The 15,784-nt window shown below is 37.6% G+C and carries 22 protein-coding genes; 14 read left to right on the forward strand and 8 right to left on the reverse strand.

Features of this window, described 5'->3' with window-relative positions; translation table 11 throughout:
- Window positions 1-207 precede the first annotated feature (207 nt).
- From CNR22_01760 to CNR22_01770, 3 genes are read left to right on the forward strand one after another with little or no spacing between them, the layout of a single operon-like run.
- Window positions 208-1,263, forward strand: a complete 1,056-nt coding sequence (locus CNR22_01760) for a hypothetical protein (protein PBQ30546.1) — start codon at window positions 208-210, stop codon at window positions 1,261-1,263.
- On the forward strand, window positions 1,260-1,691 hold the full coding sequence (locus CNR22_01765; protein PBQ30547.1) for a hypothetical protein: 432 nt from the start codon (window positions 1,260-1,262) through the stop codon (window positions 1,689-1,691). Before CNR22_01760 ends, CNR22_01765 begins: the two co-directional genes overlap by 4 nt.
- Window positions 1,667-2,179 (forward strand): hypothetical protein, encoded by a 513-nt coding sequence (locus tag CNR22_01770; GenBank protein ID PBQ30548.1) that lies wholly within the window; start codon window positions 1,667-1,669, stop codon window positions 2,177-2,179. Before CNR22_01765 ends, CNR22_01770 begins: the two co-directional genes overlap by 25 nt.
- Window positions 2,180-2,259: 80 nt before the next feature.
- Here CNR22_01770 and CNR22_01775 read toward each other — a convergent pair whose 3' ends face one another.
- The gene (locus CNR22_01775) at window positions 2,260-3,126 is read right to left on the reverse strand and encodes a hypothetical protein (protein ID PBQ30549.1); all 867 of its coding nucleotides are present in this window, start codon (window positions 3,124-3,126) and stop codon (window positions 2,260-2,262) included.
- 321 nt (window positions 3,127-3,447) lie between these two features.
- On the opposite strand from CNR22_01775, the gene CNR22_01780 reads away from it, so the two are divergent.
- Window positions 3,448-4,341: a hypothetical protein gene (locus tag CNR22_01780; GenBank protein PBQ30550.1), complete on the forward strand. Its 894-nt coding sequence runs from the start codon at window positions 3,448-3,450 to the stop codon at window positions 4,339-4,341.
- Window positions 4,342-4,386: 45 nt separating this feature from the next.
- On the opposite strand, the gene CNR22_01785 is transcribed toward CNR22_01780, so the two are convergent.
- A complete protein-coding gene (locus CNR22_01785) occupies window positions 4,387-5,232 on the reverse strand; it encodes a hypothetical protein (protein ID PBQ30551.1) in 846 nt (281 codons plus the stop codon).
- A gap of 449 nt (window positions 5,233-5,681) precedes the next feature.
- Here CNR22_01785 and CNR22_01790 point away from each other — a divergent pair, with 449 nt between their 5' ends.
- Complete coding sequence (locus CNR22_01790; GenBank protein PBQ30552.1) at window positions 5,682-6,197, forward strand: hypothetical protein; 516 nt, start codon at window positions 5,682-5,684, stop codon at window positions 6,195-6,197.
- 44 nt (window positions 6,198-6,241) lie between these two features.
- Window positions 6,242-6,523 carry a hypothetical protein gene (locus tag CNR22_01795; protein ID PBQ30553.1) on the forward strand — a complete coding sequence of 94 codons (282 nt, stop codon included), beginning with the start codon at window positions 6,242-6,244 and terminating at the stop codon, window positions 6,521-6,523.
- Window positions 6,524-6,607: 84 nt separating this feature from the next.
- Here the strand turns inward: CNR22_01795 and trxA are convergent, their stop codons facing one another.
- Window positions 6,608-6,901, reverse strand: a complete 294-nt coding sequence (gene trxA, locus CNR22_01800) for a thioredoxin (protein ID PBQ30554.1) — start codon at window positions 6,899-6,901, stop codon at window positions 6,608-6,610.
- Window positions 6,902-7,474: 573 nt separating this feature from the next.
- On the opposite strand from trxA, the gene CNR22_01805 reads away from it, so the two are divergent.
- The 4 genes from CNR22_01805 (at window position 7,475) to CNR22_01820 (ending at window position 9,291) form a co-directional block, all read left to right on the forward strand.
- Window positions 7,475-7,918 carry a hypothetical protein gene (locus tag CNR22_01805; protein ID PBQ30555.1) on the forward strand — a complete coding sequence of 148 codons (444 nt, stop codon included), beginning with the start codon at window positions 7,475-7,477 and terminating at the stop codon, window positions 7,916-7,918.
- Window positions 7,919-8,077: 159 nt separating this feature from the next.
- On the forward strand, window positions 8,078-8,467 hold the full coding sequence (locus CNR22_01810; GenBank protein ID PBQ30556.1) for a hypothetical protein: 390 nt from the start codon (window positions 8,078-8,080) through the stop codon (window positions 8,465-8,467).
- Between the two features lie 24 nt (window positions 8,468-8,491).
- Window positions 8,492-8,866: a sporulation protein gene (locus CNR22_01815; GenBank protein ID PBQ30557.1), complete on the forward strand. Its 375-nt coding sequence runs from the start codon at window positions 8,492-8,494 to the stop codon at window positions 8,864-8,866.
- A 56-nt stretch (window positions 8,867-8,922) separates the two neighbouring features.
- Window positions 8,923-9,291, forward strand: coding sequence for a hypothetical protein (locus CNR22_01820; protein PBQ30558.1), 369 nt, complete (start codon window positions 8,923-8,925; stop codon window positions 9,289-9,291).
- A 66-nt stretch (window positions 9,292-9,357) separates the two neighbouring features.
- On the opposite strand, the gene CNR22_01825 is transcribed toward CNR22_01820, so the two are convergent.
- From CNR22_01825 to CNR22_01835, 3 genes are read right to left on the reverse strand one after another with little or no spacing between them, the layout of a single operon-like run.
- Window positions 9,358-10,761 (reverse strand): MBL fold metallo-hydrolase, encoded by a 1,404-nt coding sequence (locus tag CNR22_01825; GenBank protein ID PBQ30559.1) that lies wholly within the window; start codon window positions 10,759-10,761, stop codon window positions 9,358-9,360.
- Window positions 10,758-11,525 carry a hypothetical protein gene (locus CNR22_01830; protein ID PBQ30560.1) on the reverse strand — a complete coding sequence of 256 codons (768 nt, stop codon included), beginning with the start codon at window positions 11,523-11,525 and terminating at the stop codon, window positions 10,758-10,760. Before CNR22_01830 ends, CNR22_01825 begins: the two co-directional genes overlap by 4 nt.
- A complete protein-coding gene (locus tag CNR22_01835) occupies window positions 11,522-12,508 on the reverse strand; it encodes a hydroxyacid dehydrogenase (protein ID PBQ30561.1) in 987 nt (328 codons plus the stop codon). Before CNR22_01835 ends, CNR22_01830 begins: the two co-directional genes overlap by 4 nt.
- A gap of 249 nt (window positions 12,509-12,757) precedes the next feature.
- Between CNR22_01835 and CNR22_01840 the strand changes: the two genes are divergently transcribed.
- Window positions 12,758-12,982 carry a hypothetical protein gene (locus tag CNR22_01840; protein PBQ30562.1) on the forward strand — a complete coding sequence of 75 codons (225 nt, stop codon included), beginning with the start codon at window positions 12,758-12,760 and terminating at the stop codon, window positions 12,980-12,982.
- On the opposite strand, the gene CNR22_01845 is transcribed toward CNR22_01840, so the two are convergent.
- Both CNR22_01845 and CNR22_01850 read right to left on the reverse strand, forming a co-directional pair.
- The gene (locus CNR22_01845; GenBank protein ID PBQ30563.1) at window positions 12,950-13,480 is read right to left on the reverse strand and encodes a hypothetical protein; all 531 of its coding nucleotides are present in this window, start codon (window positions 13,478-13,480) and stop codon (window positions 12,950-12,952) included. The two genes, CNR22_01840 and CNR22_01845, sit on opposite strands and share 33 nt — an antisense overlap.
- Window positions 13,477-13,662 (reverse strand): hypothetical protein, encoded by a 186-nt coding sequence (locus CNR22_01850; GenBank protein ID PBQ30564.1) that lies wholly within the window; start codon window positions 13,660-13,662, stop codon window positions 13,477-13,479. Before CNR22_01850 ends, CNR22_01845 begins: the two co-directional genes overlap by 4 nt.
- A 467-nt stretch (window positions 13,663-14,129) precedes the next feature.
- On the opposite strand from CNR22_01850, the gene CNR22_01855 reads away from it, so the two are divergent.
- From CNR22_01855 to CNR22_01865, 3 genes are all read left to right on the forward strand, one after another.
- A complete protein-coding gene (locus tag CNR22_01855) occupies window positions 14,130-14,771 on the forward strand; it encodes a hypothetical protein (protein ID PBQ30565.1) in 642 nt (213 codons plus the stop codon).
- A gap of 12 nt (window positions 14,772-14,783) precedes the next feature.
- Complete coding sequence (locus CNR22_01860) at window positions 14,784-15,458, forward strand: Crp/Fnr family transcriptional regulator (protein ID PBQ30566.1); 675 nt, start codon at window positions 14,784-14,786, stop codon at window positions 15,456-15,458.
- Window positions 15,459-15,520: 62 nt separating this feature from the next.
- A complete protein-coding gene (locus CNR22_01865) occupies window positions 15,521-15,784 on the forward strand; it encodes a hypothetical protein (protein ID PBQ30567.1) in 264 nt (87 codons plus the stop codon).

The raw sequence follows: 15,784 nt of genomic DNA on the forward strand, positions 1-15,784 counted from the left end.
TATTGGGGAGTTGGAATGGAGATTTATTCGATAACCTTGTAAAAAAGTAGTGGAAAAAGAAAAATAGGGTAAAATAAGCCAAAACGGACGGTTTACCGCCCATTTTTTCGCGGTTAAATAATCTACATTTGATGAAATAATCCACGCTGTAACAGAAAAGCATTTTAATGATTAACATAATTAATTATTTGTGGTGATCAGGTCTTTATGAAAAAACTATATACCACACAAGAATATAAAGATTGGCATAAAAAAAAGCTAAAGAAGATTCAAATCGAACTCAAAAGCAAGAATTATGCTCCTATCAAAAGAAAGAAATCAATAGGTTACCAACGACAAGCGGAGCCAGTTCCGCTGATAGCACCAAGAGACTTTAGGCTTTTAACAAACACTGAACAATGTTTAGGTTTTTTTAGGGATGTGAGGGATGAAAAAAATCAAGTTTTAATTAAGAACATACGGTTTTTAGTTATATCCATGAGTGATATAGAGCATATTGATTATGCTACAATTAGTGTTTTAAGTGCTATATGTGAAGATTTTACATTTAGAAATATCGCTATGCGTGGCTTACTGCCTCGAAACCCAGCCTGTAAAAAAATCATTGTAGATTCGGGTTTTTTGAATCGCATGTATGATGATAATCAAAGGAAATTCACCAAATTTACTCCCTCAGATGTTTTCGTATTTGAGAAAGGTGGTGATAAATTCACTGACTCAGATAATATTCGGATAGGAGAACTTATTAAAGAAGTGTCAAAACATCTCACGGGCGTAGGTAGACATTTTAATCCAGTAAAAACAATTTTACTTGAAATTTGCGGTAATGCAATTGAGCACTCAGATTCTCTATGTAAGCAATGGCTGCTCGGAGTAATGTATGAAAAAGATAAGGTGGTCTTTACCGTTACTGATGTAGGCCGGGGCATTTTGGAAACTTTATATAGAAAGCCTTTAGCCGGAATCAAAGATATGTTTACGTTAAAGGAAAAGCACGAGATACTTAATGGTGCATTTGAGCAGAAATATGGGTCCAGGACGAGGGAAATAAATCGTAATAAAGGTCTTCCTGCTGTTAAGTACAATTCGGAAATGGGTTATATTCTTAATTTGATTGTTGTCACTAATAATGTAATTTTGTACTTTGGTGAGGATAGTGAATCATCAACATTTTTGAGGGGCGCACCGAGATTGAAAGGAACATTCTATCAATGGGAAGTTACAAAGGAATGTATTGATAAAGTTATAGTAAAAAAATCATGAAGATAATTAGCATACTTAATAATTATTCAGAATATCCGGGTTTGAGGAATTGCAATATCAGTGAACATTCTGGCGAAGAATTTTACCATGTTGTTTTAAACAAGGAGTTTAAAGATAGCTTTGAAAAAAGCGAAACGGTGCAAATTAACTTGGATGGTACAGGAGGTTACGCATCTTCATTTTTAGATGAAGCCTTCGGTAATCTTGTATATGATTTTTCGTTAGAGAATGTGAAAAAATATGTTGAAATTATATCAGAGGAAGAGCCACATTGGAAGGAAATGATAGAAACGCAAACGTTTAAAGAATGGGAGAGAAGGCGATTAGAAAAGGAAAGTCCTAAAGTAACAATTAAACATGCTCCGTGGTTTAGAATGATTGATAAAACTATTCAAGAGAAAGTATGGGAATTGCCTGCTGTTGTGTAGAAAATCCAACGTTTTGTGGGCTTGAAGCCTCCGATTGGATTAATATCATAGGGGTTCTTGTTAACGCTGGTTTAGGCCTTTGGGTTGTATTGACTATTCAAAGTAGAGCAACTAATCGGCGAATATTAAAAGATCACTTTATTTCTGAGGTTAAAAACATTCGGGATGAATACAAGGAATTTCTTTCCAAACTATATGGCAATTCTATTGCTCCTAAGACCGTAGTGCCATGGTTCAAGTTGATGAATGTAAAGGCGGCCGACCTATTGAATCTACTAGATCAACGGTATAGTATTCATAAAAAAATGTTAGATGCTTATCAAGTTGAGTTGCGCGAACTGATTACAAATAGCCCGGAATTTAACGCTCAATTCAACAACACTCGCTTAGAGCTTTCAGTCGACTTACAAAACAAAGTCATTAGATTTCAGCAAAATTCCAGTTATGTATTCAATCACATAATCACTAAGATAAATGATGCTTCATAGTAAGAATGCAAAATTAATTTAACTGCGTATTTTCATTGACACTTCTGCAAGATTTTACTTTCACCTATGAAAAGCAAAATCTATTCAGTAAAACTCTGAATCTTCCCCTTACAAATCTCCTCCGTCATCGTGCGCAGCAATTGCACCCGTTCACTCAAATACTCCAGGTCTTCTTTAGAGATCTTATAATCCATATTGTAACGGGCATCTACGTAAGCTTTCTTTAAAAGATCAAAGCGCTGGCGTTCTTCGGCCGAGGCTTGCGGGAACACTTTACCAAACTCCATGTTGCAGGCTTTGGCAAGATTGCCGAGTTCTTCAATGTTATGTGTTTTGGGTTTGTAGCCGGTAAACACTAACTGAATGGCGCCGTAGTAACGTTCAGTTGCCTGATGTAATTGAAAGGCTGCATTTTTTAATTGTGCATGTTGCATTGAAAATTCATAGTGCATAAAAAACTCATTCGCGCTCTCAAACCAATTATCAAAATCACGCTGTGCTTTTGCCTGTACTTCTGCAGGGCTCATGTCGCGCTTGTCTTCAAGGGTATAACGGTTGCTAGTAAACAGCTGGATGCCTTCTTTCTTAATGTCTCCAAAAAAGTAAGAACCTTCGCGCAACTCGTTGTTTACAAATTCCATCCCATGATAAATAGGATGCACTGGTGTAGCCAGCTTTAATTCGTTTAATCTGTTGCTAATTCCCGACGTAACACTATCGCTATTCGCATGGCCATTCTTACTTAAGATGATGAGCAGATCGTAATCGCTTTTGTACTCGTAAGTATTGCCCTTCTCCATGTATTTATCTTCCACCCAGGTGCCACGTGCATAGCTCCCAAATAAAATGATCATCTCAATCTCCGCAAACCTTGGGATCAAAGCCGCCACTATGGCCTTTAATTCGGCTTGCTTGTGATCGGGCAGAAAAGAGAGGATGGTTTTCATAACTTTAGTCCTGAAGTGAACTTATTCTACTTCAATAGAGTTAAAGATAATGGTTTTTAAGACGACGAAATTTTCACGCTGAAAAACGTGTTAACAATCCAATCAACAAAAATTTCACCTAATTTTGCATGCCTAGCAGTTTCTTTCAGTTGGTACGTATTTAACTGATAATCATAAAATTAACTGGTAAATACTCATAACTTGCGCTTATTTAACTTTCACAATTACACAATTGTACAATAATGTAATACATTTGTATTAACCAAACCCCTCACGCCTCTGATTCAAGCGCACTTTGAGGGGTCTTTTTTTTCCCTTTTTATGAAATTCGACAAACCGCCTCAAACCCATGAGGAGCACTATCATCTTTTAATTAAGAGAGGCTTAAAAATTGATGATGAGGCAAGGTTTTATAAGTATACCAAAACAATAGGTTATTATCGTCTTACTGGATATATGTATCCCTTTCAATCAAACGACGGTTCTCATAATTTTAAAACTCCGGTTAGCTTCGACACTGTATTAGAACATTATTTATTTGACAAAAAGTTAAAGCTGATTCTATTGCACGAAATTGAAAGAATTGAAATTTCTTTCAGGGCAATTATTTGTAACACGTATGCTTTGAAGTATGGTTCGCACTGGTATTTAGACGATTCTTATTTTAACGATAAAGCTATTTTTTATAAAATAATTGAAGATGTAAAAAAATATTCTACAGACACTAGTGATCTGTTTATTAAAAATTATAATAGCAAGTATACAGACCCAGCTTTACCTGCATCGTGGATGGTATTTGAAATTTTCACCTTTGGTCAAACCGCAAGTATTTTTGAAAACCTAAAAGATACCGGCGAAAAAAAAGCGATTGCTGCCGAATACGGCACTGTTGTGCCTATACTGGAATCGTGGTTTAAGAGTATTAATTTCATAAGGAATTGCTGCGCGCATCATTCAAGATTATGGAACAGGAAAATTCCAATTAAGCCAATGATTCCTGAAAGAAAAAACAAAAGATTTCTAACTCATATAGATGCCGAAACGAATAAAAGAATTTACGGGGTGCTCTCATGCATGCTCTTTCTGAATAAGCAAATTAGCCCCAAGTCTAAATTTAAAGAAAGAATTAAAAATTTGTTTGTGGAGTATCCCAGCGTAAATAAAGAGTACATGGGCTTTCATGCTGATTGGGAGAAAGAAGAGTTGTGGACTTAGTTGAAGTTTATAAGATGCTTCACAGAATAGACTAAAAGACAGGATTTAGCTGATATGCGCTTCTTCAAGAACTTTATCCGTGTAAGTATCGAGCTGTACTTCCTCATATAAATGAAGGTTAGCATCAGCTGCATTTAAAATCTCCAAAGCATATTGGTAAGCCTCAGTAAATTTATTGTCCTGAGGAGCAGCTATTAAAAGGTCGATGCCTGCATTGCGGGCCGAGATAGCGCCCTTTAAATAGTTAAGCTGGTTTTGGATAAGTAAGGCCTTATTAGTGATCACTTCTTCGCTTTCCAGATCAAGGCTTAAGCCTTTTACAAAATGAGTGGTGTTGTTTTCCCATTTCAGATCTACTCTAAAATTTACTTTTCCGTTGATCAGAGGCGTTCTTTCTTCCTGAATGATGGTTTCAAATTTCGGATTGCGGCTAAGGATGTTATGTTGCAGCTTTTTGATAAGCTGCCCTCCTGTTTTGTGCCTGAATTCAGTAACGGGTGATTCGTAGGCAGACAAGTAGGTTTGAGAATAATGATGAATAGTTGTGTCAGGATCTTTTATCAGGATGCCAAAATTAAATTTATCGAATTGCAAGGAACCACTTGTATTCTGGAAAAAAAACTCTTCCAGCACGAGGTCATATTCAAATAAAGAATTGTGAATGAATTTTTCTATTTGTTTTTTCTTTTGCCTGAAAGAAACCAGGTAAGATTTGATAACCTCTATCTCTGCATCAGGAAATGCTTTTTTAAGTCGCAGCAGTGATTTAGGAAATACAAACTCAACCACATTTGTGCCAGGAAAAATAAAAAGCAGCCCAAGGTTAATCGATTCGCCAAGCTTGTCGACATGCTTATATTTTAATATGGAATATGCAATACTGTTGTTCATAGGACACTTCGCTTTAAAGCATTGATCAATAGGCCTGAATTGCTTTTAACACAATAAAGGTAATCTTCCCAGTCTGCGCAAACCTCCGCCATTAAAAGCCTCTACCAACAGCGGTTTGGTTGTGCCGTCGCTAAAGAATTCTTCATGTATAAATGTTGCTTTATAATGTGGTAAAGACATAAGTGGGAATATAAAGATATAAATATTCAGATGACATAATAACGAAATTGTGTATTAAATCTTGAAGGGCTTTTTAATAACTAAAAATGCCATGATTCTCTTAGGAATAAGAATTTAACCCTGCAATCCACATACTTTTTGGACAATGATTACAAAGTGGTAAGGTGCCTGTATGACAAATATCACTACTCGCTATGACGGCTGACATTTAAAGCGTAAGAAAGTCTCTGTTACTTTACACTTACAAAACAACATTAAAAACAAAAGCCATGAAAGTAAGTGAGATAATGACATCCAGAGCTCTGAAGTATTGTACTACTGACACAAAATTACGTAAAGCAGCAAAGCTTATGAAAGCAGGCAACTGCGGCGCGCTGCCCGTTGTGGATGAAAACAAAAAGGTGCTTGGAATCATCACCGATCGTGATATCTGCCTTTCTATGGCGAAAAAGCACGGTAAGGCCGATGCAAAAAGAACAGTGTCTCAAATTATGCCTAAAGATATATACACCGTAAAAACAGACGATTCTGTAGCCACCGCCTTTCGCCAAATGAGAATGTTCCAGGTGGGACGCCTTCCGGTAACAAACGCCAATGGAATGCTGAAGGGCATTGTATCTCTGCACAGTGTTATCAATCATTCCATGGATAGCGGAACAAAATCTGTGGGTGCAAGTGTTTCAGCCTCCGAAAACCTATTGAAGACACTACAGGCAGTTAATAAAAGATATGCTCCCAACAAGAGTACTAAAAAAACAGTAAAACCTACTGCCAGGAAAAATTGAAAAACAATTATCTCGATCATTAACACACTACTAATTAAAAAAACATGAACAAATACCAGGCAGATACACATTCCGGAAAAGTTACTCCGGAAATAATTCCCTCACCCATATCTGATTATATTAAAAATAATTTCAGAGAAGATTTTTTGACAGAGATTCACACCCTCAAAGATAAAAACGGGAAAACGTTTTACAGGGTCGATATCAGCCACGATAACACCCTGCATCATTTAAAATTTGACACACAGGGTACCCTGATTTTGCAGGAAGCAGAACCTCTCATGGAGTTGTTTGACGAAGAGGATAATTTTACGCCGTTAGACTAATTCATAAATCCTGGAGTGCACTGACTCAATATGGGTGAAAGTTAAAGAGACGTTTATTAAACGAGGCTCATGTACTTTAGTTACTTAACTGCTTTGTTCTATAATTAGTTTTAGATGACTCGCGGGAATAACACCCGATTGTCGCCATTTTACCTGCCCCTTCTTAAACAAGATCAGCGTAGGCACACCCTTTACCTGGTAAGCCTGCGCCGCCGCCGGGTTTTTGTCAACATCCACTTTTACAATGATCGCTTTATTACCGAGCTTAAGTTTCACTTCTTCAAGGATTGGCGCCATGCTTTTGCAAGGGCCACACCATTCTGCAAAAAAATCTACCAGTACAGGTTTGTCGGAATTGATCAGTTCTTTAAAATTCATTTTATTTATTTATTTATTTTTTGTTTCGTTAATGAACTACCTAAGTAAAATGAATCTCTCCGTAAAAAGGTATGATTCCAATATCAGCGAACATAATAATCTTTCCTTCTTCATTACTTACTGAAATCCTCCACTAACCTGTATCACCTGTCTCTTTGCATGCGCCGGAGAAAATTAAAAAGAATAAAATAATGCAGAAGTTTTTCATTTAAGCTTTTATAATTTTATTCCTCTTTTTTTCATTTCTTCCGCCAGCTTGCCTTCAATCTTGCGGCACGAACAATGTTGCTGATGTTCCAGGTGCCAGGCTATACGCTGATCAGTTGTCGGATTTTTAGGCATCTTATGTTTCAGGTGCCATTCTTTATTTAATTTCATGAGGATCTCTTATCATCAAAACTACTGTCTGATTATAAAACACTCTGTGAGGCTGCGCACTTTTTCAGATGATCTTGATCACCCGATTCACGGGCATTGCTGGCAACGATCACAGAAACGAGTGACCAGGATCAGGGACTGGTGCCGGACCTCACACTACCTTTGAACAGTTATTAAACGACTTAATCAAGGCTCATGAATAAGCTCAGAATTGCAATCATCATCCTGTTACTCGCTGTGGCGGTAAATGCCTTAATGGCGGGTTATTCGTTTATCGCCGACCCTAGCGGTAAAGGTTTAAACATTTCCATCGCACTGTTGCGTCATTCACCCTTTCATGATTTTTTTATCCCGGGGCTGATATTATTCCTGGTAAACGGACTGGCAAATATTTTCACCGCCATGTTTTTGCTCAACCAATGGCGCAATGCATACTTATTCGTAATGATTCAGGGGATACTGTTAACAGGATGGATCCTGGTACAAGTTATTATGCTTGTTCAGTTCAATGCATTACACGCCATTCTGGGGGCAGTAGGTTTATTTTTCTTTGCCGCTGGCTGGAAACTTCACAACAAAGTTAGTTGCCTGAAAGTTTCCTGCTTTCCAAATTCAGATGAAATACGTTCCTGGAAATAAAAACGGGAGCATAATAACAGACACATGACAATTCTCCTGATAGTAATAGGACTGCTTATAACACTCTGCTTATATATTATAGTGGCTCCTTTTTACCTGGAGATAGATACAACACGCGACCTATATAGACTTCGTTTTCATAAACTAGCATCTCTGAGTTTGAATACACAAAATGATCCGGCTTTGATCTTAAAGATAGCAGGCTGGAAAAGAGCGATCACGCTAGAGAATAGTGGTGCTGCCAAAGAAGTGGTAATTAGAGAACCGCTATCTCCATCTCCGCAAAAACGTAGAAACTTATCTTATCATCAATTAATAAAACTCCTGCAAAGTTTTAAAATAAAAACCTTCTACCTCGACGTGGATTTTGGAGACATGCCGCTGAACGGCATACTCTTTCCTTATTTCTATTGGCTCAGTGGGTATAGCGGAAAAACGGTTCGTATCAATTTCAACGGAAATACAGTTCTAATACTCGTTGTAAAAAATAGTATCGCCAGAATGGGCTGGGCGTTGATCAGCTCAAAATTAAAAACCAATCCATCTTAAAGGTGGATCTAACACAAATAACAAATGAACAATTTAGATGAAGTACTCAGCAAAGTAACTGAGTTTTTAAAATCAGAAGCAAAAACAGAAACTATTATCGGCGAACAATTTAAACTCGGAGAATTTACCTGTGTGCCTGTTATGTCTGTAGGTATAGGCTTTGGCGGCGGAAGCGGCGAAGGAAAAGGCAATGCGAAAAACCAGGCAGAAGGCGAAGGAACAGGTGTAGGTGGAGCAGCTGGTCTTGGTATGGGACCTGTAGGATTTCTTGTGACACACGGGAATGAAATTCAGTTTGTGCCTGCACGTGCAAACAAAGGTCTGAGTGCGGCATTTGAAAAAATACCGGGTCTGCTAGAAAAATTATTCGACCAGAAAAAGAAAACAGAACATGCATAAATAGTAAAAACAAGCACTTACTAATTATTCCGTACAGGGATTTAAAACAACACACTATGAAAAAACTATTTGTCTCGTTGGCACTCTGTGCTATAATAACTCTCAGCTCCTGTGGTGTTAACTACGCAACCATTGGTAATCATAATCTGAATAATACGCAGGTGCACCTATCTACAAACAATTTTAAAGTAGTGGATAAAGTAGCAGGAACCGCTTACGTGCAATACATCGTATTTATTGGCGGATTAAAAAAACAACAACTTTATGAAAAGGCCTATTCAGATATGCTTGCTAAGGCCAATCTTCTAAACACCTCAAAAGCGCTGGTAAATATTTTAACGGAAGAACACTATGTGTTTATAACACCTTATTACATTCGCCGGACACTAACGGTAAGCGCCAATGTGATTGAGTTTACACGTTAATATTATTTTACATAGTGAAGATAAGCAGGTTGGCAGCCTGCTTATCTTTTTTTTAAATAAGATCCGTTATTGTAAACTATAGGTTTCACTCTTTAGTGGAATGCAAACATCTTTATATCCTTCCGTAGTTATCCTACTTTGCAGTGCTGTTTTTGCTTCCGCTTCCCCATGAACCAGGAAGATTTTCTTTACAATGTTTTTATCCTGGCAGGAAAGATAGCGAAGGATCTCGGCATAGTCTGCATGCGCACTTAGAGACTTGATACTCTCAATGTTAGCTTTCACGTCAAAATAATCTCCAAAAATATGAACGCGCGTTACTCCCTGCAGTAATTTACCTGCTAAAGATGTAGGTGTACAATAACCCATTAGTAAAATGGTATTCTTCGATTGAGTGATGCTGTTGGCAATGTGGTGCTTCACGCGCCCGGCATCCGCCATCCCTGAGGCAGAAATAATCACGCAAGGTTCTTCAAGTGCGTTCAGGGCTTTTGATTCTTCCGAATCCTGTATGTAAGTTAGATTTTCAAAACCAAACGGATCGGGATCTGTTGTTATGTATGCTCTCAATTCTTCGTTAAAGCTTTCCGGGTGCTTACGCACAAGGTCTGTTGCTTTTGTTGAGAGCGGACTATCCACAAATAGTTTCACATCGGGAAGATGTCCTTTTTTCTTGAGTTTGTCAAAAAGGTACAGGATCTCCTGCGTCCTTCCCAAACTAAAAGCCGGTATAATCAACTTACCTTTGTTATCGACACAGGTGCGTTGCAGAATTTCAAGTAACTTATCTTCAGCATCAACTAAAGGGTCGTGCAAGCGATCACCGTAGGTAGATTCGCAAATGATGTAATCAGCTTGCGGAAAAACTGCCGGTGGTTTCAACAAAGGGTCAGAGTATCTGCCTATGTCACCTGTAAAGGCAAGCCGGGTAGTTTTTCCATTTTCGTTGGCAATCACATTTACGGTGGCGCTGCCAATGATATGGCCGTTTTCTTTAAAGCGAAAGGCGATTTCATCATTAAGATGAAAGTCGGTATCAAATGGAATTGCTTTAAACTGCTTAAGACATTTCTCTGCTTCACGAACACTATACAGGGGTTTGATTTCAGACTCGCCATTTTTCTTTCTTCGGCGGTTTATAAACCGGATGTCACTTTCGTGAATGTGAGCACTGTCCAGTAATAATATGCCACATACATCAAAAGTTGCAGGTGTGCAATAGATCTTACCTGAAAACCCTTGTTTTACAAGGCTTGGAAGATTACCGCAATGATCAATATGCCCATGTGAAAGAATAACCGCGTCAATTTCAGCAGCGTTTACTCCCAGGTTCCTGTTCATCGCGTCGGTATCCTTTCCCATACCCTGATATAATCCGCAATCTAAGAGAATATGTTTCCCCTTTTCCGTTATAAGTAAATGTTTACTTCCTGTTACACCCTCTGTGGCGCCAATAAATTTTAATTTCATTTTACGGATTTTAAATTCGACAGATCTATGTTTTTCGTCACATAATCGTAGCCGATGGTTATTAATTCTTTCGTCTTTTTCGATTCAAATAAGTGATGTGTTTTCAATGCCGGTGGTTCTATAAATACATCGCAAAAATCCATGTTTTTTAACACACTGTTGCGCATGAGCAAATGCAGTGATCTGTCAATACCATGAACAATACCCGTATGTGGATCGAATTCCGGAATTGGATTAACATGTACCCCAATTATTTTCTTTGAGGAATTTATAAAAGGTTCTACAGGCAAGTTGTTACTCAAACCCCCATCCGCATAAGGCACACCGTTTATAAAACATGGAGGGAGCAAAACTGGTATTGCGGCCGTAGCAATTAATACCTCCAGCATATTTCCCTCGCTGACAATTTTTTGCTTACCAGTGTTGAGATCTGTAAGATTTACATAAAGCGGTTTTTTAAGTGCTTCAAAGGTTGTGCTTCTAAGATTAGCTTTCAATACCCGCGAATAATTATCAAACGATAATAAATTGTGCCAGAATCGGGAATAGTTGAGCCCGATTTCCGGTTCTTCTTTTATCAACAGCTCTTCAATTTCACTGGGATGGAATCCATCGCAAATAAAGGCTCCAATGAGGGCGCCACAACTTGTTCCGCTTATGGCACTGATGCTGATATCCTGTTCCATCAACCCTTGAATAACGCCTATTTGTGAATAGCCTCTCGTGCCGCCACCTGATAAAACAAGGTTGCAATCCATACTCATAGAATTAAATTGACGCACTGTTTTTTATGTTCGAAACAATCCAGGTTATGTATGGTGGTAACCGCAATGTTCGCTAAGGCTTCCTGCGTTAAAAAAGCCTGGTGACCAGTAACGATCACGTTGCTGAAAGTCATCAGCCTGGCAAGAACATCATCCTTTAATACTTCAGGGGAATGGTCCTGGAAAAAGAGACTTTCATCCTCATACACATCCATTCCAAAGTAACCGATGTGTCCTGACTTCAGAGCGCTTACAACTTCGTTTGTATCTATCAGTTTTCCCCGGCTTGTATTGATTAGCATCACGCCTTGTTTCATCATCTTTATTCTTGTTGCGTTGACGATATGTTCTGTTTCTTTTGTTAGTGGGAGATGAAGTGTGATGATATCACTCTCGCAGCATAACTTCTCAAGGCTTGTATATTCCACATTATAATTTTCTGCTAAAGAAGAATTTTTTACATTATCGAAGGCTAGCATGCGGCATCCAAAGCCGTAAAGGATGTTTGATACCACTGAACCGATTTTTCCTGTGCCTATAATGCCTACTGTTTTTCCTTTCATATCAAAACCCACAAGACCGTTCAATGAAAAGTTTAATCGATGTGTATTGTTATTCGCCTGAACTATTCTTCTATTGAGCGCGAGCATGAGGGTAATTGCATGTTCAGCTACCGAATAAGGTGAATAGGCCGGAACCCGGGCAACAGCGATGTTAAGATTGTGGGCTGTATTCATGTCAACATGATTGTAGCCCGCCGAGCGCAGAGTGATATACTTAACCCCAAGGCGTTGGAGCTCCATAAGATTTTCGGCTTTCAGATCGTCACTTACAAAAACCGAAATTGCTTCACAACCCTTCGCAAGGTTCACAGTTGCCTCTGTCAGGGTCTGCGGAATAAATATTAGTTCATGCTTCCCGTCATTCGCCGAAAGGAGATGCTCATTTTCAAATTCATGGATGCTATACACAGCTGTTTTCATAGCGGAGTTATTCAACCGCAGGTAAGTTTTAGCGCCGCTTCCCTTTGGTTGAGAACAAACTTAGGCTTGTAAAGGAGCTTAGCAGCTGATATTCGTCATCTCTTGCTGTGAGTTTGATCACAAATAATTGAGTTGAAGGGTATTAGTTTTAGGATTTAAACAAAACACTGGCACTTATACAGCCAGCCTAATATCCGGGAGCAGTTCCTAAACCGCTCAATTTATAATGACTTTATTAATTTTGTAAATATGGAAGTACTACTGGATTACATTGGAGGTATTGAGGAAGAACTCTCATCTGCGAAAAAGGAAGAACCTGAAAAACGGACCTATAAAAAAGATCCAGGAATTACAGAAGAGCTAACAGCACTACAACACGTTAGAAACTTTTACAAAAAGGTTAGAAATTATCACGCAGCATTAATCGAAACTAAAGCGCCGCTAATTGGAAGTAAAAATAATTACCGTACCTAAAACTCCAACTAAAAACCCCCCTGCTCCCCAAGAGACGAGCTTTTTCCACTTTTCTTTTTTCTCTCTTTCCAAAATGGCTTGTGTTTCTTTGAGGTTTGCATTTGCAGCATTTAAATTATTTATTGTACCACTTAAGTTTTCTCTTGTACTTATTAAAATAACACTGGCACTGTCAACTGAAGTATTCACATTTTGAATTAAAGCTTTGGTTATGGCTGTTACATCTGCCAAGGCTTTTAAGTTAAGTTGGGCGATTGAATCGTTGTTTGCGGCAAGGCTTTCTAAATGTTTGATATTTTCTCGTGTTAACTTACTAAATTCGTCATATCGTGTTTTCTCGAACACAACAACACCACTATCGCACAGAATTGTCAGAGAATGGTTTTTTGGAAAGGTTTGAGCCTTCTTTAAATTCTCTTTTGTAAGAATAATCACTTTCGTTTGTCCAAAACCTGAGAGCTTCGTTAAAACGAAGAGAATAATTAAAATATTTTTCATGGTGCAAGGCTATCTAGTTTGGCAAGGTTTGCTTTGATCAGTCCTTTTAAAGAATCAGATTTGGATTTCACTTGCTCTGTTTTAACAAGCAACTGCTGATTAATGACTTCAACTTCAATTCCTGATTTAAAAGAGTATTTTTTAAGATCTGAAAGCACCGAATTAGCGCTGTCAATCTGCATCTTTGCATTATTTATGCGTTTGACTGGAAATTCCAGTCTATCAGACCCCTAAATTCCGATAAAAATAGAACCCTCCAAAAATCAGAGCAATGACCTTTAAAATAAACAGCGCCAGAACATAAATGCTGGGGTCTATTTTTTTGAACAAGTGGGGTCTGTCAATGTGAAATTTCCAACATAACGCATAAAGCCCTTCTGCTTTAATGCATAAAATGGTGAACAAAAAAAGGGCTAAAGCTTGCTTCCAGGGACCAGGCACAAAAGTGAGGGATCGATTTCATTAAGATTCTTATAGTTTTTAAAAGAGTTCGTTACTGCTTTCCGTACCAAGTTACAGCCCGCAGTATTAATTTAAAATTAATCTTTAATCTATGTTCATAGTCAATTACCATTGTAAGTATGAACTGCTTGCAGTACTTTTGCCATTGAGATGAAAAAAAATCTCAAATTTTATCTGAAAGTGCTGCTTGATTTCACTACTTCTTATATTCATTTTTTCCGGCCTGGTGAGTTTTTTAGGGTCTCTACAACTGGGTCCTGTAAATCTGTTTGTTATTAATTCAGTAGTATATCAAAGCAAAAGAACGGCTTATTGTGTTGCCATTGGCGGATGTATCCCTGAGTTCATTTACTGCGGTTTAGCCGTATTTGCAAATAGTTATTTACTGGAACATAAATCGTTGATTTTTTTACTAAAAATTGTTTTCATAATCATGCTGATACTGGTTGGTTTTATTTTTTATTTCAAAAAACAATCACCCATTGCACTTCAAAACGAAACGAGTTCAACTGAACAAGCCATACAAGCTATCTTTAAAGGCTTTTCACTGGCAGTTTTAAATCCTCAGTTATTACCATTCTGGGTATTCATTCAAATCTATTTTAATTCAATCCCATTTCTTCAAATTAAATCCAACTTCGAAAAATTTTCGTACATCTTAGGCTCAGGAGTTGGAGCGTTTATGCTCCTGGCATTTTTTATACACATTGTAAATAAATACAGGGAAAAAGTTTTAAAATACATGCACAACGACTACTACTTTAAAGCATTATCTTTATTGTTTTTTGCATTGGCAGGACATCAAATTTGGATGCTGATTAATTCGTGATTTTTTTATAAAATGACTCAAGACAATAAATATTGGTATTTACGGAATCACAAGCTCTTTGATCAACTTAACTCAAAGGAAATTGAAAGCTTATGCATTGTGTCTAATATGAAAAATGCAGAAAAAAATGATGTTATTTATTTTTCGGAATCTGAAGTAAAAAAAATATTTATTTTAAAGGTTGGAACAGTAAAAATTTGTCGGGAAGATCAATCTGGTAAAGAAATAATTACGGAAATGCTAACAGAAGGTGATATTTTCGGGCATCTGAATAGTACTGGAACCAGTCATGAATACGCCAAAGTACTAAGCGATCAGGTAAAACTCTGCTTTTTTGAAATGCCTAATTTCCTCAATGTCTTACAAAATAACCCGACGCTTTCTTTAAAATATGCCAACGCAGTGAATGAAAAATTACTCACTTTTCAGCAAAAATATGAAGATTTGGTTTTTAAAGATGTGAATACAAGAGTGCTTGATTTTTTTAAAGTATACGCCAAACATCACGGGAAAAGCAATGGCACCTCCATCGAAATGGAAATGCTTTTAAATCATCAGGACATTGCTGACTATACGGCTTCATCACGGCAATCTGTTACTACAATAATAAACAGGCTGGTTGAAAAAGGTAAACTTGTATATGAAGGCCGAAAAAAAGTGATTATTCCCAATATAAAAGAACTCTAACTGTCTTTTAAACGACATTTTCATTTAACGACTTACAGTAGTTTAGCATACAAATCTGAAGTATGCCGGGTAGTGTAATTATTTTAACTCTTTGTTTGCAATTTACAGTTGGTGAAAAGAAGGAAAATGAAAAAATTCCTGATACGAATTCCGATACAAGTATTGCAATTCTGAATGCTCATTCTGATTTCTCAAGTAATGCTCATACCGCTTCAGGTTGCATTCATTTACATTCAAAAAATGGCACAAAAAACCTTGTACCTGAGGGGTCTGAACAGGAGAGTGTGGTAGATTTAACGGTGTGTTTTTCACGATGCTCCAATTAA

The sequence above is a fragment of the Sphingobacteriaceae bacterium genome, assembly GCA_002319075.1.
Classification (GTDB): Bacteria; Bacteroidota; Bacteroidia; order B-17B0; family Aurantibacillaceae; genus Aurantibacillus.